The following is a 22,552-nucleotide window of genomic DNA, read 5'->3' as shown; positions in this document are numbered from 1 at the left end:
ATGATCCAGTTTCCCACTGCGTGGGGATATTTCGCAAAGGGACTTCGCCAGTCCCTCTGCACACCCTGGGCTTTTTTGGAAGCATGAGCCTTGGGGTTTCAGATTTGTAATGTGTAGAAGAAAGACCGGATTCCTGGTTGCCGTGTGGGCAAGGGGAATCTGGTCTTTTTTCAGATTGTTGGTGGCGAAAGCCCATAAATAAGAGGTGCGTTGCGGTCTTATTTATGGGCTTTCTTTTGTACAGTTTTGTTTAGCTTATTAAATAATTGTTATAGGTGTTTTAGTTCGGCGGTTAGGTGACCGGTTTGGTCTAGGTTTACGATGGCGTAGCTTGGCCGCCGGCCTCTTTGGCGGGGGTAGGTCAGGCTTCCGGGATTTAGGGCTAGGACACCGTCTATGGTTTCCAAAAGGGGTTTGTGGGTGTGGCCGAAGAAGACGGCGTTACAGCCGCGGTCTTTGGCTTCGTCGATGACACCTGTGATATCCATGGAAACGCCGTAGTAGTGGCCGTGGGTGACGAAGATCCGGTTGTTGCCTGCTTCTACTATTTCTTCTCTTGGAAGGTCTGAGAAGAAGTCGTTGTTTCCTGAAACGATATGGCAGGGGCACTCGGTGAGGGCTTCTATGAAGATTTCTCTGCCTTCTACGTCACCGCAGTGGATCAGCATGTCGAAGGGAGCTTCCTGCATGACTGCCTGTTCGAAGTTTTCGTCTCTGCCGTGGGTGTCGCTGACTACGAGGATTTTCATCGGAGTGCGTCCTTGATGGCGCGCAGAGCCTTCCCTCTGTGGCTGATCTTGTTTTTTTCTTCCATGGAGAGTTCTGCTGAGGTGCAGCCGTACTCCGGGAGATAAAAGATCGGGTCGTAGCCGAAGCCGTTGGCTCCGCTTTCTTCGTAGCCGATCCTGCCCTCCATTGCCTCTCTTACGGTCTTGACGCTTCCATCAGGAAAAGCCGCTGCGATCGCACAGACGAATCTGGCGGTTCTTTTTTCATCCGGGACTCCTTCGAGGCGTTCGATCAGTTTGGCGTTCTTGATATGATAGGAGGTATCCTCTCCCATATATCGCGCAGAATAGATTCCCGGCTCTTTGTTGAGATAGTCGATCTCCAGACCAGAATCGTCTGCAAGAACGATCTCTCCTGTCAGGTCGCGGATCGCTTTTGCCTTGATCTGGGCGTTTTCTTCGAATGTTTTTCCATCTTCTACGATGTCGGCGTGAATTCCGGCATCTTTTAAGGAAAGAAGTTCGATGTCAAGATCTCCGAGGATCTCACGTATCTCTTTCATCTTGCCTTCATTTCCTGTTGCAAAAATCACTTTTTTCATGAATCTTTTCTCCTCTTCGGCGGCTTCGGACCAAGGAACTGATAGTAGTAAGTCTTCAGCATACCATTATAGATCTTACGGTTTTTGTCCGCTTTTTTGCCAATATCGTTTTCTGTATGATCGTAGGATGTGATCAGGTACATGGACCACTTGTCCAGACGGCTGAAACTCTCTCCGATCTCTCTGTAAAGTGCCGGAAGGGCTTCTTTTTCTTCCAGACGCTCGCCATATGGCGGGTTCGTGATGATAAATCCATACGGCTTCGGATGGCTCAGATCCCTGACTGCTCTCTGCTGGAAATGGATCAGCTTGTCCACTCCTGCCATCTTTGCATTGGAACGTGCTGCCTTGAGGGCTTCCGGATCGATATCGTAACCCTGGATGTCTGTCTCAATATCGAGATTTACACGGTCCTGCGCTTCTTCCAGAGCATCATACCAGCATTTACGTGGAACCAGATGCTTCCAGTCTTCTGCAAGGAAAGAACGGTTCATTCCCGGTGCCATGTCTGCTGCCATCATCGCAGCCTCGATCGGGAAAGTTCCACTTCCGCAGAAAGGATCGACAAGGATCCTGTCTTTGTTCCACGGAGTCAACATGATCAGCGCGGAAGCCAGTGTCTCTGTGATCGGCGCCTTGACGGTCATCTGACGGTATCCTCGTTTGTGCAGGGAGACGCCGGAAGTGTCGATCCCAATTGTTGCCACATCCTTCATAAAAGCAACACGAATCGGGAAACTTGCTCCATCTTCCGGGAACCAGGAGATCCCATAGACGCTCTTGAGTCGTTCTACGATCGCCTTTTTCATGATCGACTGGATATCAGACGGGCTGAACAGAGCACTTTTTACGGAGTTTGCCTTTGCCACCCAGAATTTACCATCCTTCGGGATATATTCTTCCCACGGGATCGCCTTGGTCTTCTCAAACAGTTCGTCAAAAGTCACTGCCTTGAACTCTCCTGTCTTGAGAAGGATACGCTCTGTGGTGCGGAGGAACATGTTTGCCTGTGCGATGCCCTCTGCATCTGCCAGAAAAGTAACTTTTCCGTCTTCTACTTTGCTGATCTCATATCCCAGATCCAGGATCTCACGTTTCAGAACCGCTTCCATACCAAAGTGACAGGGTGCGATCAGTTCCATATATTTCATGCAAGCCTCATTTCCTTGATGATATTTCCATCAAAATCTTTAATTGTGAATACTTTGTCTTCCAGTACTGCGTAGGTCGGCGGATTTCCTTCCTTCGGAATGGAAACAGAACCCGGATTCAGAAGGATGTAGCCCTCTCTCTGCTCTGCCTTGAGCACATGTGTATGTCCGTGGATCAGGATGTCCCCTTCACGGAACGGCGGAAGGTTGTTTTCGTTATAGACATGTCCATGTGTGGCATAAAAAGTCAGCCCGTCGATCGCCAGAATGCAGTAATCTGCCATCACCGGGAAATTCAGTACCATCTGGTCTACTTCTGCCTCACAGTTGCCTCGAACTGCATAGATCTCATTTTTCATTTCGTTGAGCATTGCGATCACTTCCTTCGGAGCATATTCCTTCGGAAGATCGTTTCTTGGTCCATGATAGAGCAGGTCGCCCAGCAGAACCAGACGCTCTGCGCCCTCTTCTCTGTATGCTTCCAGCATTTTACGGCAGTAAAAGGCGGAACCATGTACATCTGATGCAAACATATATTTCATAGCAAGTTTCTCCTATCAGTTTTTTTCCAGTATATCATTCTTTTATTCTACTGTGAATTACCCATTGTCTAAAGCCAATGGGCTTCCTGCTTCATCGTCCTCGTAACCTACTAACTCCACAGGCGTTAATTCGGGCAATTCCTGCCCTATTATTTGATTTTCTTATGCTGTTTTTCTTAATCCCTCTGCCAATATATTCTTTGCAGCATTAATATCTCTGTCATGCTTCGTCCCGCAAACAGGACATATCCATTCCCTTACTGACAGATCTTTCGTCTCTGTATTTTGATATCCACATGCAGAGCACAACTGGCTGCTTGCATAAAATGTATCTGTTTTTACATATTCCCTTCCATTCCACTTTGCCTTATATTCTAACTGCCTTGTCAGCTCATACCACGATACATCACTTATAGATTTTGCCAGATGATGATTTTTTACCATATTTTTTATCTGTAGATCTTCTGAAACTATCACTTGGTTTTCGCTGATGAGCTCATGTGAGATCTTGTGCAGATAATCTTTTCTGGTATTTGTTATCTTCTCATGGCATAACGCTATCTTTTTCCTGATCTTATAGTAATTTTGGCTTCTCTTTTCTTTATGTGCTAACTGCCTTTGCAATTTTATCAGTTTCTTCTCATGTTTCCTGATAATTTGGGGATTTATGTATTTCTTTCCAGCAGAAGTAATACATAAATCTTTAATTCCCAAGTCTAAACCTATACTATGACTGGTATGCTGCAGTTCCTCATGTTCCGTTTCCACCAATAATGATACATAGTACTTTCCACTTGGTACCTGAGATACGGCTGCTGACTTTATCTGCCCGCTAAAGTTTCTATGCAGCTTTGCTTTTACTTCCTTTAGTTTAGGCAGTTTTACTTTATTTCTCTCAAAATCTGCTGCTATATTGCCATTTGTAAAATTTGTTGTGTATGATCTGTGACTGTCATGTTTGCTCTTAAACTTCGGATAACCTGCATGTTCTTTGAAAAATTTCTGATATGCAGAATCCATATTATAAATGGCATTCGTCAGTGCAAATTTATCTACTTCCTTCAGCCATTCATTTTCTTTCTTTAATTCTCTGTTACAGTAATTATTGCAGTCTGTTTTGCTGACAGACTTTTTCTCTTTTTCGTACATTTCTTTCCGATATGCCAATGTACGGTTATAGACAAAACGGCAGCAGCCAAATGTTTTTGCTATCTGTACTCTCTGCTCCATATTAGGATATATTCTATATTTATATGCTTTTAACATTTACTGCCACCTTCTTTCTCATCCCTGACCATCGATATATTTTTTAGCATTTCTTCTGATACATTTCCTACACTACATACAAAATACCCATCTGTCCAAAATGTATGTTCTTTCCAAAAATGTTTGCGCAGATAATCCGGATATCTCTTCCAAATATAATATGTTGTATAACTTTTCATCAGATCCACAATCTTCCTGACAGACATTGTCGGTTATGTTTCTATCATATAATGGATATGATCTTTATCCGTTTCCATATATTTGATAATAACTTTGTGCCTTTGGCATATCTCAAGTATATAACATTTTTTTACTTTTGGCTACCTTAACCCACCGTCTAAAGCCAGGGGGATTGCGGTAGCCTTATTTCAAAAAATCCTCTGGCTAAGCTCTTTCCATAGTCAGAGGATTCCTGTTTATCCGGAAAACGTGCGATTTCTTCCCCTGTATGCCCCAAATCCTCCTATAACGGATCTTGTTCTGTATCCCCGCCGCACATAATCACGTGCCGCAGCCATACTTGCCCCGCCCCTGTCGCAGTAAAAGATAAGAAGTTTTTCTTTCGGAAGCGGCGGACTTTCGCTTAATTCTTCATAAGGAATGTTTACCGCTCCTCTGATATGGCTCTTTCGGTAACTCTCCGGTTCCCGGAGATCTATGATCAGTGTGTCCGGACGGTCCACATAATAATCCAGCATTTTTGCAGAAATGGTTTCGATAGGAAACATATGATTCTTCCTTTTTTATTTATATTATATGTAGGATCCTGCTTTCCGGAACCTCCCGCTGTCCATCCCTGGCACCACATAACGCAGAACAGGCTCCGCCTATCTGGCGAAGCCTGCTCTTTATTTTTTACATAAGAAGAAGGGAGAAAATTTGCCTGAAGTTTTCGCTTTAGTATCTGTCGGAATAGTCATCCTGTTCTTTATTATATGCGTTAGATGTCTTATTGCGGGACGCATTTTTTGAAGAATTTCTGGAAGCATTTTTGCTGCTGTCCTGGCTGCCCATCGCATTTTTTGAAGTTGCTTTGTCAGTGCTGTAGTTGCTTGTTTTGTTCTCATTTTCATAATTTTTTGCCATTTGAAAATTCCTCCTGTAGTTCATGTTACTGTGAACAGTAACAATCTTTATTTCTTATTACATCAGGTAGTATGTCTTCCTGAGGCAAAAATTATGCAGGTTTTGCAGCAAAATTTATTATATAAAAGGAAATCCCCGGTAGGGGAGCTACCAGGGATTTCCAGGGGAGTATAAATAATTAAATAAGGGGTTATGTAAAAAAAATTTTTGAAGGGTAAATTCTTTTTACAAGTACGATTATAATATAATCCAGCCAAAAAAGCAATAACTTTCGTGAAATCTGCCCTGTTATTCGCCCCGAGGAAGGCTTTTTATATTAATCCCTGTTCATGTTTATTTATTCGTGATAAAATATAAAAACACTGTATATAAACAGTCCATTGATAACTATAAATTTTTTTACAGGGTAAAATATTATGGCAGATTCAAACAATTCATTCAAAAATAAAGTGATACGCAAGCTCAAAAGCGGTACCTGGTATCCTTTTTATAATACCTTTTATGAAAAGGTGCCGATCGACCGCCGTGAGATCCTCCTTGCTTCCAGAAGCGGGATTTCCCTGGAAAGCAATATTCTTGCGATCTTTACAGAACTTTCCCGTCCGGAATACCGCAAATTCCGAAAAGTCCTGGCAGTTCAGAAGAGCTCCCGTGAACAGATTGAGAAAAAACTCGCTCATTATCACATTTCCGTGGATAAGATTGTTCATATGAGCACCCCGGACTACTATTACCATCTGGCAAAGGCCGGCTACCTCATCAACGACACCACCTTCCCGGGACGTTATATCAAGAAAAAAGGCCAGGTTTATCTCAACGTCTGGCACGGTACCCCGCTCAAACGCATGGGACAGGACAACGAGGAAGAACGCTATGACATGGGAAATATCATGCGAAATCTCCTGATGTCCGACTATCTCGTTTTTCCTAATTTATATATGGAAGAAAAAATGTCCGGAGCTTTTAACCTCAAAGAACTTTATCGGGGAACGATTCTCCGCGAGGGCTATCCGCGAAATTCTATTTTCTTCGACCAGGAACACGGCAGGCTCCTCAAGGAAGTCCTGGGCTACCAGGGATGTCAGCTCAGCGTCTATATGCCGACCTTCCGCGGACGTACCGATGATGTAGAAGGCGATACCTACGTAGAGCAGGTACGCAGTTATCTTGAGGTAATTGATAAGGGCATGCAGGACGATCAGATTCTTCTTCTCAAGCTGCATCCACTTGTGCAGAAAGGGCTCGATCTCGACAATTACAGGCACATCCGCCCGTTCCCGTCAGAACTTGACACCTACGATGTACTGAATGCCTGCGACGTACTGATCACAGATTATTCCAGCGTCATGTACGACTTTGCAAATACTGGTCGTAAGATCATCCTCTTTGCCTATGACCTTGAGGATTATATGGGACACCGTGGCATGTACGAAGACATCCGCTCCTACCCGTTCCCGATCGCAGTAACACCGGAGGAAGTCCTGTCTGAACTTCAGGAACCGGGCGGCGGTGCTGACAGAGAATTTCTTGACAAATACTGTACCTTTGACCGACAGAAAGCGACACGCAATATCTGCCGCCACGTACTTCTCGGCAAATATCTGTGTCAGGAACACAAAATGCCGGTCACAACGAAGAAAAAAGTCCTTCTCTACGCCGGCAGTCTCAAGCCAAACGGGATCACGACCGCATACTTCAGCATGCTCCGCCATCTCGATACGGATGCCTGCGACTATTATATTTCCTACCGTTCCCCGTCCCTCAAGGAGCATCCGGAACGGCTTAATGGAATGCCGGAGGGATACCATTACTACCCTCTCGCCACAGAAATGAACCTCGATGTCCTCACCGCTGTGGCACAGATCCTGTATCTGAAATGGGGGATCACTTCTTTTGGCATCCGGAAACGGCTTGAGAAAGCATACCGCCGGGAATGGCAGAAACATTTCGGAAACGCAGCCTTTGACCAGGTCGTTCACTATGACGGCTACGAGAATTACATGATCGCACTCTTTGAACAGGCTCCCTGCACCAGAACGATCTGGGTGCATAACGACATGGAACGTGAGATCCAGGCCAAGGGAAATCCAAGCCTGCCACTTCTTCGTCATGCTTATGCAGCATATGACCATGTTGTTCCGGTCGGCGAGGATATCCGTCCTGCCGTAGAGCGCATCGGTGGACGCACAGACAATGTACAGGTGATCGCCAACTACATGGATGTCGAAAATATCCGTTCCAGAGCAGAACTTCCACTGACCTTTGACCCGGAAACCCAGTCCAATGTCTCTCTTAGGAAACTCCAGAAAATCCTGGACTGCTCCGGTACGAAATTTATCAACATCGGAAGATACGCCCCGGAGAAAGGTCAGGAACGCCTGATCCGTGCCTTTGACACCTTCTGGCACAGCCATCCAAAGACATGGCTTATCATCATTGGCGGAATGGGTGACCTGTACGAAAGCCTTCGCCGTCTTGCCAGAAGCCTGGAATCCGGACGGCACATCGTACTTCTTAAATCCATGAGTAATCCGATGCCGGTGCTGAAACGCTGCGACTTTTTTATTCTCTCCTCTTTCTATGAGGGACAGGTTCTGGTCGTCCCGGAGGCAGATGTGCTCGGACTTCCTGTCGCAGCCTGTGATGTCAATGGAGCCAGATCTTTCCTCAAAGAATACGGCGGCACACTTCTGCCTGACAGTGAAGAAGGTGTGCTTCAGGGCATGGAAATGTATGCTTCCGGCAAGATTCATCCACTTCATGTCGACTACGAGACAAGAAATCAGCAGATCATCCAGAAATGTGAGAAACTTTTCCAGGAGTAAGCTGCTGATCCACTTTTATACTACAGGAACGGAGAAAACATCATGAAATCTTATCACCATAAATTTGTATCCGACCACCCGCTTGAATCAACACCTATGGCTGAAATCGACGGTTTTCCGGTACGGCCGGGTATTTTTGACCTGAATGGAGCTACCCCGCTTCAGAACGGTGTGAACTTTACCATTCACACCTGCGGAGGAACTTCCTGCGAACTCCTTCTCTTCCATCGTGCACAGGAGGAGCCTTTTGCCGTCCTTCCTTTCCCTGAGGCTTACAAGATCGGCGATGTCTATTCCATGATCGTCTATGGACTGAACATCGACGAATTCGAGTATGCTTACCGCGTAGACGGACCATACTGTCCGGAAAAAGGACTCTTATTCAACAAAAACAATGTTCTCCTCGACCCTTACGCCAAAGCTGTTGCCGGTCAGAGGACCTGGGGGATCCGCTGGGACCATACCTACCATGCACGAGTGGTCAAGGACACCTTCGACTGGGGCGATGTTCCGCAGTCCAAGAAGGAGCTCTGCGACCTTATCATCTACGAACTGCATGTAAGAAACTTCACACACCATCCTTCTTCCGGGGTTCAGCATCGAGGCACTTTTGCCGGACTGATGGAAAAGATCCCCTATCTCAAGGAACTCGGTATCAATGCGGTCGAGCTGATGCCGATCTTTGAGTTCGATGAGACCATGAACGCAAGGACAGTCGACGGAACACAGCTACTCGAATGCTGGGGCTACAATACCGTGAGCTTTTTTGCTCCGAACAGCAGCTACTCTTCTGCCAACGAGCACAACAGAGAAGGTACAGAACTCAAGACACTGATCCGTGAACTTCATGCAAACGGGATCGAAGTCATCCTCGACGTTGTATTCAATCATACCGCAGAGGGCAATGAGAAAGGACCTTCCTTCAGTTTCAAGGGATTCGACAATAACATTTACTATATGCTGACTCCGGACGGAAATTACTACAATTTCAGCGGCTGTGGAAACACTCTGAACTGCAACCATCCTGTCGTTCAGCAGCTGATCCTGGAATGCCTGCGTTACTGGACCATCAATTACCGTGTTGACGGCTTCCGCTTCGACCTCGCCAGCATCCTTGGACGAAATGAAGACGGTTCTCCGATGAACAACCCGCCGCTTCTGCGTACCCTCGCAGATGACCCGATCTTAAGCAATGTCAAGCTGATCGCGGAAGCATGGGATGCCGGCGGTCTTTACCAGGTTGGAAGTTTCCCGGCGAGCGGACGATGGGCAGAGTGGAACGGACGATACCGTGATTCTCTGCGAAGCTTCCTCAAGGGCGACTGCTGGCAGGCGTGGGATGCAGCCTGGAGTATTTCCGGCTCCGGTGACCTTTATGGCGGTTTCTATGGAAATAACAAGAGCAATTATGCAGGTTATAATTCCTGCGTCAACTTCCTCACCTGCCATGACGGATTTACGCTTTATGATCTTTATGCTTACAACGATAAGCACAATGAAGCAAATGGATGGGACAATGCAGACGGTGCAAACGACAACCGAAGCTGGAACTGTGGTGCCGAAGGTGAAACTGATGATCCGGAAGTTCTCGCACTTCGCTACCGCATGATCCGCAATGCCTGTGCCGTCCTGATGTGCAGCCGCGGAACACCGATGTTCCTCTCCGGCGATGAATTTGGAAATACCAAATACGGAAACAACAACAGCTACTGTCAGGACAGCAGGATCTCCTGGCTCGACTGGCGCATGCTTGACAAAAACCGCGATCTCTTTGAATTCTTCAAATTTATGATTGCATTCCGCAAGCAGCACACAGTTATCCACAAGAAGCTCCCGGATTCCGTCTGTGGCATGGACCCTATCCACACTCACAACATCAACGCAGACGAAGTGGATATCCCGAGAGATGCCCGCACCTTCTGCGTAAGCTTCACCGGCTATGACAAAGAAAAAGGCAGGGACGACCTCGTTTACGTGGCAGTCAACACCTACTGGGAGGATGTAACGATCACCCTTCCAAGTCTCAAAGGACACGGTGCATGGCACTTAAGCGTCAACACTTACGGCGACGAAAACGGCCGTTACTGCTACCCGGACGGCGAAGACCCGCGCATCGACCACAGCTTCATCATGCGCCCGAGAACGGTTGCGGTATTTACCGGAAAGGATTTTTAAGTTTCTGTTTGTGCACATAACAGATACAAAAACGAGCTGGCATTCTACACGACATGCCAGCTCGTTCGCTTTATCTGGTTATTTATTTCTTAATCTGTCCATAATAAGCATTTGCACCATGTTTGCGGTAATAATGCTTATCCTGTAATTCCTGTGGTGCCGGTTTTACCTGTGGGTTGATCTGTTCGCAGCGGCATGCCATCTTGGCTACTTCTTCAAGAACAACTGCGTTGTGGACTGCTTCATGGGCATCCTTGCCCCAGGTGAATGGTCCGTGGTTCTTGCAGAGGACTGCAGGTACTGCTTCGTAGTCGCTGTTTTTGAAATATTCTGCAATCAGGACGCCGGTGTTTTTCTCATAAGCTTCATCAATCTCTTCTTTTGTCAGGTTGCGTACACATGGAACTTCACCGTAGATGTAGTCTGCATGAGTGGTTCCGTAGCATGGAATGGATCTTCCTGCCTGTGCCCAGCTTGTTGCCCACGGAGAATGGGTATGTACGATTCCTCCGATATTCGGGAATTCATTATAGAGAACGACATGTGTTGCTGTATCGGAAGATGGATTATATTCACCCTCTACTTTGTTTCCCTGAAGGTCTACAACTACCATATCTTCCGGTCTGAGCTTATCATAATCTACCCCGCTCGGTTTGATGACAAACAATCCCTTTTCACGGTCAATGCCGCTGACATTTCCCCAGGTGAATGTGACCAGTCCGTATTTCGGAAGATCCATATTGGCTTTGTATACTTCTTCTTTTAATTTCTCAAGCATTATTTTCTCTCCTTTGCACAAAACGTAAGCCGTTGTTTCCAGCAGCTTACGTTTTATCTTTTTATTCTTACCAGATCTTGGACTCTACTGCTGCCCGTTCGATCGGCAGGCCTTTGAGATATCTGTCCATAAACTTATTGAATCCTTCTACACCTTCCGGTTTCGGATCGAGGGTGCTTCCTTCATTTCCGGCAAATACACGGTTGTCCAGGAATTCATCCAGAGTCTCTCCGTCTTTCTTATCAACAAGATAAGCAGCCAGAAGTGCGATTCCCCATGCACCGCCCTCACCTGCGGTTGACATAACAGATACCGGTGCATTCACTGCGTCCGCAAGGATCTGCTGTCCGACGCCTTTGGTCTTGAACAGTCCGCCGTGTCCTAAGAGTCTGTCGATCTTGACATGCTCCTGGTCGATCAGGATGTTTAAGCCCACGCGCATTGCTCCAAGGCAGGTGTAAAGATTGGTCCTCATAAAGTTTGCAAGTGTGAATTTACTTTCAGGAGAACGAACGAATAACGGACGTCCTTCTTCGAATCCTGTCATATGCTCTCCGGAGAAATAGCAGTAGGACAGAAGTCCGCCGCAGTCCGGATCACCTTCCAGTGCTTTGTTGTAAAGGGTTCCGAACAGTTTGTTCATATCCACTTCCATTCCCATTGCTTCTGCAAATTCCTTAAATACATTTACCCATGCATTCAGGTCAGAAGTACAGTTGTTGGAATGTGCCATGGCAACAGCATCACCGGCCGGTGTAGTTACCATATCGATCTCTTTGTATGGTTTGGAAAGTGCCTTTTCCAGAACGATCATTGCAAACACGGAAGTACCTGCGGATACGTTTCCTGTGCGCTGTTTTACGCTGTTGGTAGCTACCATACCGGTTCCTGCGTCACCTTCCGGCGGGCACATCGGGATTCCGGCTTTGAGCCTGCCTGACGGATCAAGGAACTTCGCGCCCTCTTCTGTCAGGGTTCCGGCATCCTGTCCTGCGACCAGGACTTCCGGCATGATGTCACGGAGTTTCCACTGGAATCCGTAAGGCTCTACCAGTTTGTCAAATTTCTCAACCATTTCCTGGTTGTAATCTTTTGTCTCAGAATCAACAGGGAACATTCCTGCTGCATCACCGATACCAAGAACACGTTTTCCTGTCAGCATACGGTGTACATAAGCTTCCAGTGTGCACATGTAGTCGATATCCTTCACATGCTCTTCTCCGTTCAGGATCGCCTGATACAGATGTGCGATGCTCCATCTCTGCGGGATATTGTACTGGAAAAGCTCCAGAAGTTTCTCAGAAGCTTCTCCTGTGATATTGTTTCTCCAGGTACGGAACGGAACCAGAAGCTTTCCACCCTTATCAAATGGCATATATCCATGCATCATGGCACTGATTCCAAGTGCACCGACACTTGTCAGCTCTACTCCATATTTCTCCTGAACATCCTTTACCAGATCGCTGTAGCTTCCCTGCAGACCGTTTCTGATATCATCCAGAGAGTAGGTCCATACTCCATTTTCATAACGGTTCTCCCACTCATAGCTTCCGGATGCAATCGGATTATATTTGTCATCTACCAGAACCGCTTTGATCCTGGTAGATCCGAACTCTATTCCAAGTGCTGTTTTGTTATTTAAAATAGCTGTCTTTGCTTCACTCATTATAAAATTCCTCCCGAATGTTGTACTCGTCACATCCGCTTATTTTCTGAATGCAAGTTCATTCCATCTCAGCTCATTCCTGAAGTTGCGGATGGTTGTGTCTTTGTCAATGTAGACAGCTTCGATTCCCATTGCTGCTGCCCAGTCACCCATCTGTTCAGCAGTCAGGTCATAAGAAAATGCAGTATGATGAGCGCCGCCTGCGAGGATCCATGCCTCTGCTCCTGTTGCCAGATCCGGCTGTGGAATCCAGAATGCGCTTCCTACCGGAAGTTTCGGCATCGGTTTCTCTGTCTTCTTGCACTCAACATCATTGATGATCAGACGGAATCTGTCGCCAAGATCCACCAGAGAAGTTGCGATCGCCGGGCCTGTCTTGGATGTAAATACAAGTCTTGCCGGGTCTTCTCTGTCACCCATGGAAAGCGGGCATACCTTGATGCCGATCTTGCCATCAGCGATGGTCGGGCAGACTTCCAGCATATGTGACTGAAGAATGCCTTCCTTACCTGGAACAAGATTGTATGTATAATCTTCCATGAAAGAAGTTCCCTTCGCATCCTTCACGTCTGCAGTCATGATCTTCATCAGACGTACCATTGCTGCTGTCTTCCAGTCACCTTCTGCGCCGAATCCATATCCCTTCTCCATAAGGCGCTGCATTGCCAGTCCCGGAAGCTGCTGTAAGCCGCCAAGATCACCGAAATGAGTAACAACTGCCTGGTAATTCTTTTCTTCCAGAAATCTCTCAAATCCGATCTCAATTGCTGCCTGTACTGCTACATGACGTTTGAATTCTTCCGGGTCTCTGCCCTCAAGAAGAATATCATATTTATTATAATATTCTTCAACCAAAACATCAATATCGCCTTTGGAAACATCCTTCACATAATCGCATACTTCATTGACCGGATAAGCGTCAACTTCCCATCCGAATTTGATCTGTGCCTCTACTTTATCGCCCTCGGTAACAGCTACGTTTCTCATGTTATCAGCGACACGGCATACACGGATATGGCTGCTCTCCATGATTCCGACTGCGGTACGCATCCAAGATGCCAGTCTCTCCTGTACTTTCTTGTCAGCCCAGTGTCCGACGATGACTTTTCTCTCGATTCCCATACGGGTAACGATATGTCCATACTCTCTTCCACCATGAGCAGACTGGTTCTCATTCATGAAATCCATGTCGATCGTGTCATATGGGATTTCTTCATTAAACTGTGTGTGCAGATGGCACAGCGGTTTTCTGTATTCTTTCAGACCAAGGATCCAGGATTTTGCCGGTGAGAAGGTATGCATCCATGTGATAACACCAGCGCATTCGTCGTCGTCATTTGCCTCGTTGAATGTTTTACGGATCAGTTCGTTTGTGATCAGTGTCGGTTTCCATACCAGTTCGAATGGAAGAACGCCGGATTTGTTCAGTTCTTCTACGATGATCCTGGAGTGCTCTGCTACTTTTCTTAAGCACTCATCTCCGTAAAGATCCTGTGAACCTGTGCAAAACCAGAATTTGTAATTTTTACCTGTGATCATGCTTCAAAAACCTCCATATATTTTTTCTTATATCTTATTATTAACCTGTTATTTTTTCTTCTTAGCAGATGCCAGTACAGACTGGATCACGATGAAGAAGCAGAGCAGTGCGGAAAGTACGATTCGTACCCACCAGCTTGATAAAGTACCCTGTGCAGTGATCAGACTGGAGATCGTTCCTTTGATCAGTACACCAAACATGGAACCGATCGGAGTTCCAACACCACCGGAAAGAAGTGTTCCACCGATAACGGCTGAGGAGATCGCATCCATCTCAAGACCTTTTGCCTGCTCTACGAAGCCTGCACAGCTGTTGAGGCAGAAAAGGAATCCGCCAAGTCCTGCAAGAAAGCCATCCAGTACATAAGCACGGAACATTGTTTTCTTGACATCAAGTCCCATCATCAGGGCACTCTGTCTGTTTCCACCGATCGCATACAGTTTACGTCCGAATTTGAAATATTTCAGAAGCACTGCGATAATGAGAACTACGATGATTGCGATCACTACTGTCGGCGGGATGTACGCCGGGATAAATTTACCTTTTTTGTTTGTAGAACCAAATGGCATGTAGAAACGGTAGTTTGCCCATTTCAGGAATACTTCGTTTTTGATGGAGATCATGTCTGTACTGATGATCGCTGTCATACCACGTCCGAAGAACATGCCGGCAAGTGTTACGATAAATGGCTGGATTCCCATGTAAGTTACCAGAAATCCCTGTACGATACCAAAAGCAAGGCCGATCAGAAGTGCAGCAAGGACTGCTACATATGCACTCACGCCTTTGTTTTCCATAAGGTCTGCCATTACCATGCAGACAAGAGCTGTTACAGAACCAACGGAGATATCAATACCACCGGTGATCATAACGATCGTCAGACCACAGGAAATAACGAGAAGACCTGCATTGGATACAAAAAGATTCAGAAACATCTGTGGTTTTGCAAAACCTTTATCTGCAAAAATCACCATACCTGCTGCATACATTACAAAGAACAGGACGATCGTGATCAGCAGCAGAAATCCGGTACTTGTCATTTTCTTTTTCTGTTTCATTATTTCTGACCTCCCTCTGCTGCAACGGAAACTTTTTTGCTTCTGTGGCTTTCTACAAATTTCTTGAATACATCACTCTGTAAGGTAACGATGATGATAACGACGATTGCTTTGTAAACAGGAAGCTGATCGGCTTTTACATTCATTGCATACAGAGTTGTTGTCAGTGCCTGAATGGTATAAGCTCCGATCACGGAACCGATCAGGCTGAATTTACCACCACCGAGGAAGTTGCCGCCAAGTGCAACTGCAAGGATGGCATCCATCTCAAGGTTCAGACCGATGTTATTTGCATCTGCGGAATAGATACGGCTGGATGCTACCAGTCCGGCGATTCCGGCAAGGACACCACAGATCACATAGGTCAGGAACTTGATCATGGTAGAATTAAGGCCTACCAGTCGTGCTGCTTTTCCATTGATACCTACACTCTCAATATAAAGTCCAAGAGCTGTTTTCTTAAGGATAATTGCTACGATCACTACTGTTACGATCGCAAAGAGTACCGGAGTCGGAACCGGTGATTTACCGATATATCCACCTGCCATCTGGAAAGATTCCACACGGATGTAGGTGATCTGACCATTTGTGACAAGCTGTGCAATACCACGGCCTGCTGTATAAAGGATCAGGGTTGCAACCATCGGCTGAATGTTAAGCTTCGCTACCAGAAGTCCATTGAACGCACCGCACAGTGCTGATGCAAGAAGTGCTGCGATAACTGCAAGAACAAGTGAATTCTGATATGCTGTTACAGAAGATGCACCGCCGGATAAGATCTGGCAGCAAACTGCTGCAGCAACTGCCATGACTGCACCGACACTGATATCCTGTCCACCGGATGCCGCTGTGACAAGTGTCATGCCGACTGCAAGGATTACCAGCTCAGATGCACGGTTGATAACGTCGATAACATATCCATAAAGGACACCATTTCGAATTGTGATATTAAAGAAGTCCGGAGTCTTGATCACATTGATCAGAAGAACTGCGATCAGACACACGATAGGAAGAAAAAGTCTCGCGCTTGTGATCTTTTTTAATTTGCTGTTACTCATTTCTCGTCACCTCCTGCAATCGCTTTCATGATGTTAGCCTGTGAAAGCTCGCTCTCTTCCAGTTCTCCAACTTTTTCGCCATCTCGAAGGACTGCCATTCTTGAACAGGTACGGAGCATTTCTTCTACTTCTGAGGAAATGAAAGTTACTGCCATTCCCTGGTCTGCCAGATCCAGAACGATCTTCTGGATCTCTGTCTTGGTACCGATATCAATGCCTCGTGTCGGCTCATCCAGGATCAGGTATTCCGGATTTGTCAGAAGCCAGCGGCCAAGGATAACTTTCTGCTGATTACCACCGGAAAGACTCTTGATAGGAGTCTCGCGGCTCGCTGTTTTGATCTGGAGCATTTCGATGTATTTGTCTGCTGCTTCTTCCATTTCTTTACGGCTTAACGGATGGAACATACCTTTCTTCGCCTGAAGTGCGATGATGATATTTTCTCTTACAGAAAGATCTGCGATGATTCCTTCTGCCTTACGGTCTTCTGGAAGATATGCCATACCAAGTTTCATGGCATCCAGAGGACTGCCTATCTTTGCTTCTTTTCCATTTACTTTGAGTGTACCGCTATCGGCTTTGTCCGCACCGTAGATGGAACGAACCAGTTCGGAACGTCCAGAACCAAGAAGTCCGGTAAGTCCGATAACCTCACCTTTGTTGATCTTGAGATCAAACGGCTTGATCGTTCCTTTATGTCCAAGTCCGCTCGCCTCGATTACCGGTGTATCTGAGAAGGCTTTCTTATCTTTGTGATCGCCCTTGATATCTGCCAGGTCATCAAAATCTTTACCCATCATCTTCGCAACCAGCATAACTCGTGGAAGATCCTTTGTTTCATATTCGCCTACCAGTTCACCGTTTCGAAGGACTGTGATCCTGTCACAGACTGCATATACCTGCTCCAGGAAATGGGTTACAAAGATAATTCCTACTCCCTCGCCACGAAGTCTCCGCATCAGCACAAACAGTTTCTCAACTTCTTCATCATCCAGAGAGGAAGTCGGCTCGTCCAGAATCAGAACCTTACATTTCATATCAACCGCACGTGCGATCGCGATCATCTGCTGAATCGCCACCGAACACTCGTCCAGCATCTGAGTTGGCGGAACATTGATGTTCAGGCTTTCCAGAAGCTTCGCAGAACGTGCATTCATTTCTTTCCAGTTGATCATTCCCAGCTTATTGCGAGGCTCACGGCCAATAAACAGATTTTCTGCCACCGTCAGGTTCGGACAGAGGTTTACTTCCTGATACACGGTACTGATGCCATTGGCCTGTGCCTCCTGTGGAGAGTGATTGATAATCTCTTTATTTTCACCATTCATATGAATGGAACCGCTTTCGAATTCATGTACACCGGTCAGAACTTTGATCAGTGTTGATTTTCCGGCTCCGTTTTCTCCCATCAGTGCATGGATCTCACCTTTTCGAAGTGTAAAATCCACATGGGAAAGAGCACGGACACCGGTGAAATTTTTACTTATGTCACGCATTTCCAAAACAATATTCTGTTCCATTTTCTTTCCTCCATTCCCTTATTTTTCCTTGATTTTCCCTGTTTTTGAGCGCAAAAGGGGCGTGGCCCATAAAATCCATCTCATCTGGATCCTGTTCCACGCCCCGGGCTCATTTCTTATAATCCGTTTCAGTTGGAAATTTCAGTTTACTGATAATTAATATGCACGTCCGTCGATGATTTCCTGAGTGATCGGAGTAATGTCATAATCTGTTCCATCGATAGTAACCTTTGTTACGGTATCGTCTGCTGCGAATGCAACTTCATCTACATATGCCTGTTTGTCAACATCTTCGCCAGCTTCCAGTTTCTGGATGATCTCTTCTACACGTGGTCCGTGGAGCGGGTTACACTCTGTATCACATGTGATCTCTCCGGAAAGTGTCTGGGTAAGACCTGCGTTTGTAGTATCGAAGGACATTACAAGAATCTGACCTTCTTCGCCGCCTACTTCGTATCCAGCTGCTTTGATCGCATCGATAGCACCGAATGCTTCGTTATCGTTCTCGCAATATACAACGTCGATATCATCACCGCTCTGTTTCAGGATAGATTCCATAACTTCCTGTCCTTTAGCCTGTGTAAACTCACCAGACTGCTGAGCAAGTGTTGTCCAGTTGTCATGAGCTTCTACAGCTTCGTCAAATCCTTCGGTACGTCCGATCTGAGCAGATGCTCCGATGGTTCCCTGGATATCAACAAGGTTGATCTCTTCGTCGCCACGACCTTTGGCTTCCAGATATGCATCCAGCCATGCCATTGCTTTCTGACCTTCCAGTTTGAAGTTTGATCCTACCCATGCGGTGTAGAGGCTGTCGTCAGATACATCTACCATACGGTCAACGATGATAACCGGGATTCCTGCGTCTTTTGCTTCCTGAAGTACTGTGTCCCAACCTGTCTCAGTTACAGGTGCAAGTACGATATAGTCAACTTCCTGCTGGATAAAGTTACGGATCGCTGTCAGCTGATTTTCCTGTTTCTGCTGCGCATCGTCAAAGATCAGCTCATATCCGTTCTCTTCTGAGAAAGTGGATTTCATGGACTCTGTGTTTGCAGTACGCCAGTCAGATTCTGCACCTACCTGTGAAAAACCAACTGTGATCGTGTCGCCGCCATCATCCGCTGCCATAACGTTCACTGCAGAAAGTCCTGCTAACATAGATACTGCTAAGAGTGCGGTCACCATTTTTTTCTTCATTTTGTAATCCTCCCTTTACATTTGTTTTTCGCGTTTTTTAAGATGGTTTTATTATAGCAATTTCAGAAAAAAACTCCATGGATTATTTTCGGAAAAAAGGGTACTCTTTTATTCGTTTTTATACAACGATATCCCGGAAGTTGATTTTTTTACGATTTTGGTTGAATATTTTTTCCAAGGCGTATTTCTACAGTAGTTCCCTTGCCTTCTTCGGAGAAAATCTTCATTCCATAACCCGGTCCGTAGTACAGTGCGATTCGTTCCGCAACCGCCGCAAGACCAAATCCGGCACGTTCCCCGGTCCGGATCGCCTCCTGTACTTCATGAAGGCGCTCCGGTGTCATTCCCTGACCGTTGTCGCTGACCGTAAGGACAAGTGCATCCTCTTCTTCCCTTCCTTCGATCAGGATTTTGCCTTTGCCGCGGCGGTTCTTGATCCCGTGATAAAGTGCATTCTCAGCCAGCGGCTGGATGGAAAGCTTCGGAACCGGGATCCCGCTGAGTTCTTTTGGTATATTGATCTCAAATTCCAGGATATCCCGGTAGCGGTACTGCTGGATCTCCAGATAACTCAATGTATGACGTTCTTCTTCCGAGAGCGGGATGATATCGTTTCCTTTGGAAAGTGAAGTACGGAAAAAAATAGAAAGGCTGGAGATCATCTCCACCGCATCGTCTGTCATCCCGCCCTCGATCAGCCAGACGATCGTGTCCAGGGTATTGTACAGAAAGTGCGGATTTACCTGTGCCTGGATCAGCTGTAATTCTGTCAGGTGCTGCATTTCTTTTTCCTGACGGACATTTTCCAGAAGAGCACTGATCTTTCGTGCCATCTTGTTGATGCCCTCATCCAGTTCTTCGATCTCCTCTATTTCAGCCTCGATCGGGATCATGTCGAATTTGCCTCTGCCGACTTTTTTGACCTTATCAAGCATAATATTTACCGGCTGGATGATCCCATCTGTCAGACGGAAGGAACGCCGCATAAGAATCCCAAGTGTCGCGATCAGAAGCACCGCCATCCCGGAGATCAGGAGCTTCACTCTATGTGTCAGGCTTTTTTCTACTTGTACAAGATACATGGATTCATTATAGATATAATTCTGCATCTCCTGCATGATCAGACCTGTGATGATACGGATGTTACTGTCCATGAATTCCATCCGCTTGTCATATTCCTTGATCTCTACAAGCTGGAGCATTCTCTGCCTGAGATTCTCCAGGTACGAATCAAGGCTGTTCAGGGATTTAACCCCATTATTATTATAAGTATTCCTTCGCAGTTTCTGCATGATCTCCTGCGCATCTTCCACCTGCTCAAGAACATCCTCCAGATTGCTGCTCTCCTTGGAACCGATCGCGATATAGTACATTTCCAGATCCAGATCATCCTTAAAACGGAGATTGAATTCACTGCTGACCGCCAGGTTCTCCGAAAGCTTATTGTACTGTCCTGTATACTGCCAGAAAATAAAAAGCAGAATGATCATCAGACACGCCATTGGGATCATAGTACTGAAAAGGACTTTTCGCATACGTTCTTCCAGTTCCATCCGCTTCTTTGTACCTGACCTCATGCCTTATCCTCCCGCGCTTTACGGTAGTCGCTTGGTGTCATTCCCTGTGTCTTTTTGAACAGGTAGCTGAAATAGTGTGCATCTTTGTAACCAATCTCACCCGCGATCTCACTGGATCGCATACTCGTGCACCGCAGGTATTCCTTGGCTTTGTTCATGCGCAGATTCGTGAGATATTCGATGAATGTCTGACCCATGTTCTGGCTGAACAGGGCACTGAAATGGTTCGCGCTGACATTTGCAGCGTTTGCCGCTTTATTCAGGGACATATCCTCTTCCATGTAGTGACTGTCGATAAAATCAACCGCTGTCTTCAGAATGCTGCGGTTTTTGTTTCCGGAATTCTGATCGCGGAGCGCAATCGCCTGGGAGATTATTTTTTCCGCATAGGCAATCGCATTCTCCAGGCTTTTACTGCTTTCTGAAAGCACATCCTCTGTATCTTCCTGCTCCAGAGTTCTGGTGTCACATCCGATCTCCTTGAGGAAAGACATAACAGAAAAGCGAACATTCAACGTCACATAGTTACGAAAAACAAGTGACTCCAGCGGTTCCTGCCCGATCGCATAAAAATAATCCTTTACAAAGTTCTCTGTTTCTTCCAGAAGTCCGTTGCTCAGGAATTTCTGAAGGATCGCCGGATTCAGTGCATTGACATCTACTTTCTGGAGATAGGTGCTGTCATCCTCTGTTACATTCTTTTTCTCCATGGATGCCATCTCATCATAGTACAGGATATTTTCATCATACAGATATCTCTGTGAAAAAGCTCTCGATGCGCTGTAATAGCTTTTCTGGATCTGGCTTAAGCGCTCTACCGGCTCGCCGGCCGCAACAAACCACTGTCTTTTTTGTTCTTTGCGATCAAGGATCCTCTGGATCTCGCTCACACAGCTTCTGGTATTTTCTCCGATAGTCTCTTTCTGTCCTTTTATCAGGACACCATAGGAAAAAATATTGCAGCGGAACAGCATTGCCGAAGTATTTTCGGAGAAAAATTCCTCCAGCAGTTTTAGCGATTCTGCCTCCCACTCGGAATAACCTTCTCTCTGTCCGGAAAAATCTTCCTCGCAGTTCATCGTAAAGATCAGAACATTGTAGGCTTCTGCCACAATGTCCAGCCCCAGTTTCTCAGACCTTCGATAGATCTCCATCATATCCATAGAACCACTTACAAGTGCCTCAAAGAAATCCCGGCTGCTGTTCTTCTCATATGCCTGCATTTCTCTGTGGAACTTCTCGTAGTATTCTTTCTGCGTCTTTTCATGCTCATAACGGCTTCGGATCTCGGTAAGCCGTTCAATCAGTGCATTCTTTGTGATCGGTTTGAGCAGATAATCCTCCACTCCGATGTTGATCGCCTGTTTCGCATAATTGAAATCATCATAGCCGCTCAGGATCACAACCTTGAGTCCCGGGATTTCTTTCTTTGCCACTTTTGCCAGTGTCAGCCCGTCCATGAACGGCATCTTGATGTCCGTGATCAGAAGATCCGGCTTCTGTCGGAGCAGAAGCGGCAGTGCCATCTCTCCATCCGCAGCCTCGCCAACAAGTTCAAACCCCAGATCCTCCCATGGGATCATCCTCTTGATCGTTTCCCGAACGATCACCTCATCTTCTGCCAGAAAAATCTTTAACATCTCTCCACCCCTTTTTTATGTCTCGTATTGTCAAGTAAATCTTTTGATATATACTATACCAGTTGTGCTATTTTCAGACAAGTTGGATTTTTACCCAAAAAACAGGCAGTAAAACGGAAGTTTCATTTTCTCCGTTTTAC

General features: G+C 46.2%; 18 protein-coding genes and 1 pseudogene. 2 read left to right on the top strand and 17 right to left on the bottom strand.

Annotated elements, in window-relative coordinates; genetic code table 11:
• Positions 1 to 269: 269 nt before the first annotated feature.
• The 8 genes and pseudogenes from DXC01_RS14295 to DXC01_RS14260 all read right to left on the bottom strand — a co-directional run bounded on the left by DXC01_RS14295 (position 270) and on the right by DXC01_RS14260 (position 5,375).
• The gene (locus DXC01_RS14295; protein WP_118252908.1) at positions 270 to 749 is read right to left on the bottom strand and encodes a metallophosphoesterase family protein; all 480 of its coding nucleotides are present in this window, start codon (positions 747 to 749) and stop codon (positions 270 to 272) included.
• Positions 746 to 1,330 carry an XTP/dITP diphosphatase gene (locus tag DXC01_RS14290; RefSeq protein ID WP_118252909.1) on the bottom strand — a complete coding sequence of 195 codons (585 nt, stop codon included), beginning with the start codon at positions 1,328 to 1,330 and terminating at the stop codon, positions 746 to 748. The genes DXC01_RS14295 and DXC01_RS14290 overlap by 4 nt, the downstream gene beginning before the upstream one ends.
• The gene (locus DXC01_RS14285; protein WP_118252910.1) at positions 1,327 to 2,481 is read right to left on the bottom strand and encodes a THUMP domain-containing class I SAM-dependent RNA methyltransferase; all 1,155 of its coding nucleotides are present in this window, start codon (positions 2,479 to 2,481) and stop codon (positions 1,327 to 1,329) included. Before DXC01_RS14285 ends, DXC01_RS14290 begins: the two co-directional genes overlap by 4 nt.
• Complete coding sequence (yfcE, locus tag DXC01_RS14280) at positions 2,478 to 3,023, bottom strand: phosphodiesterase (protein WP_118252911.1); 546 nt, start codon at positions 3,021 to 3,023, stop codon at positions 2,478 to 2,480. Before yfcE ends, DXC01_RS14285 begins: the two co-directional genes overlap by 4 nt.
• Positions 3,024 to 3,185: 162 nt before the next feature.
• Entirely contained in the window at positions 3,186 to 4,289 is a 1,104-nt protein-coding gene (gene tnpB, locus DXC01_RS14275) for an IS200/IS605 family element RNA-guided endonuclease TnpB (RefSeq protein ID WP_022213669.1), read from the bottom strand.
• A gap of 18 nt (positions 4,290 to 4,307) precedes the next feature.
• Positions 4,308 to 4,597, bottom strand: a pseudogene (gene tnpA, locus DXC01_RS21500) (IS200/IS605 family transposase); the annotation flags it as partial.
• Positions 4,598 to 4,705: 108 nt separating this feature from the next.
• Positions 4,706 to 5,017, bottom strand: a complete 312-nt coding sequence (locus DXC01_RS14265) for a rhodanese-like domain-containing protein (RefSeq protein ID WP_022213667.1) — start codon at positions 5,015 to 5,017, stop codon at positions 4,706 to 4,708.
• A 169-nt stretch (positions 5,018 to 5,186) separates the two neighbouring features.
• Positions 5,187 to 5,375: a hypothetical protein gene (locus DXC01_RS14260; protein ID WP_118252912.1), complete on the bottom strand. Its 189-nt coding sequence runs from the start codon at positions 5,373 to 5,375 to the stop codon at positions 5,187 to 5,189.
• A 416-nt stretch (positions 5,376 to 5,791) separates the two neighbouring features.
• Between DXC01_RS14260 and DXC01_RS14255 the strand changes: the two genes are divergently transcribed.
• Together DXC01_RS14255 and DXC01_RS14250 are read left to right on the top strand one after the other, a co-directional pair.
• Complete coding sequence (locus DXC01_RS14255; RefSeq protein WP_118699139.1) at positions 5,792 to 8,200, top strand: CDP-glycerol glycerophosphotransferase family protein; 2,409 nt, start codon at positions 5,792 to 5,794, stop codon at positions 8,198 to 8,200.
• Positions 8,201 to 8,242: 42 nt separating this feature from the next.
• Positions 8,243 to 10,375, top strand: a complete 2,133-nt coding sequence (locus tag DXC01_RS14250) for a glycogen debranching protein (protein ID WP_022213664.1) — start codon at positions 8,243 to 8,245, stop codon at positions 10,373 to 10,375.
• A gap of 82 nt (positions 10,376 to 10,457) precedes the next feature.
• Here the strand turns inward: DXC01_RS14250 and DXC01_RS14245 are convergent, their stop codons facing one another.
• The 9 genes from DXC01_RS14245 to DXC01_RS14205 all read right to left on the bottom strand — a co-directional run bounded on the left by DXC01_RS14245 (position 10,458) and on the right by DXC01_RS14205 (position 22,412).
• Positions 10,458 to 11,153 (bottom strand): L-ribulose-5-phosphate 4-epimerase, encoded by a 696-nt coding sequence (locus DXC01_RS14245; RefSeq protein ID WP_022213663.1) that lies wholly within the window; start codon positions 11,151 to 11,153, stop codon positions 10,458 to 10,460.
• Positions 11,154 to 11,220: 67 nt separating this feature from the next.
• Positions 11,221 to 12,819: a xylulokinase gene (locus DXC01_RS14240; protein ID WP_118699138.1), complete on the bottom strand. Its 1,599-nt coding sequence runs from the start codon at positions 12,817 to 12,819 to the stop codon at positions 11,221 to 11,223.
• 39 nt (positions 12,820 to 12,858) lie between these two features.
• The gene (gene araA / locus DXC01_RS14235) at positions 12,859 to 14,358 is read right to left on the bottom strand and encodes an L-arabinose isomerase (protein ID WP_118699137.1); all 1,500 of its coding nucleotides are present in this window, start codon (positions 14,356 to 14,358) and stop codon (positions 12,859 to 12,861) included.
• Positions 14,359 to 14,406: 48 nt separating this feature from the next.
• A complete protein-coding gene (locus DXC01_RS14230; RefSeq protein ID WP_022213660.1) occupies positions 14,407 to 15,417 on the bottom strand; it encodes an ABC transporter permease subunit in 1,011 nt (336 codons plus the stop codon).
• Positions 15,417 to 16,475: an ABC transporter permease gene (locus tag DXC01_RS14225; protein WP_022213659.1), complete on the bottom strand. Its 1,059-nt coding sequence runs from the start codon at positions 16,473 to 16,475 to the stop codon at positions 15,417 to 15,419. The genes DXC01_RS14230 and DXC01_RS14225 overlap by 1 nt, the downstream gene beginning before the upstream one ends.
• The gene (locus DXC01_RS14220; protein ID WP_022213658.1) at positions 16,472 to 17,995 is read right to left on the bottom strand and encodes a sugar ABC transporter ATP-binding protein; all 1,524 of its coding nucleotides are present in this window, start codon (positions 17,993 to 17,995) and stop codon (positions 16,472 to 16,474) included. The genes DXC01_RS14225 and DXC01_RS14220 overlap by 4 nt, the downstream gene beginning before the upstream one ends.
• A gap of 156 nt (positions 17,996 to 18,151) precedes the next feature.
• Positions 18,152 to 19,195: an ABC transporter substrate-binding protein gene (locus DXC01_RS14215; RefSeq protein ID WP_022213657.1), complete on the bottom strand. Its 1,044-nt coding sequence runs from the start codon at positions 19,193 to 19,195 to the stop codon at positions 18,152 to 18,154.
• Between the two features lie 149 nt (positions 19,196 to 19,344).
• Complete coding sequence (locus tag DXC01_RS14210; protein WP_118699136.1) at positions 19,345 to 20,772, bottom strand: sensor histidine kinase; 1,428 nt, start codon at positions 20,770 to 20,772, stop codon at positions 19,345 to 19,347.
• Entirely contained in the window at positions 20,769 to 22,412 is a 1,644-nt protein-coding gene (locus DXC01_RS14205; protein WP_118699135.1) for a response regulator, read from the bottom strand. Before DXC01_RS14205 ends, DXC01_RS14210 begins: the two co-directional genes overlap by 4 nt.
• Positions 22,413 to 22,552: the final 140 nt, after the last annotated feature.

Source organism: Blautia sp. OM07-19, from assembly GCF_003481595.1.
In the GTDB taxonomy this organism is placed as follows: domain Bacteria; phylum Bacillota; class Clostridia; order Lachnospirales; family Lachnospiraceae; genus Blautia_A; species Blautia_A intestinihominis.
The sequence above is the reverse complement of the archived record's forward strand: the minus strand, read 5'-3'. Positions and strand labels throughout refer to the sequence as shown.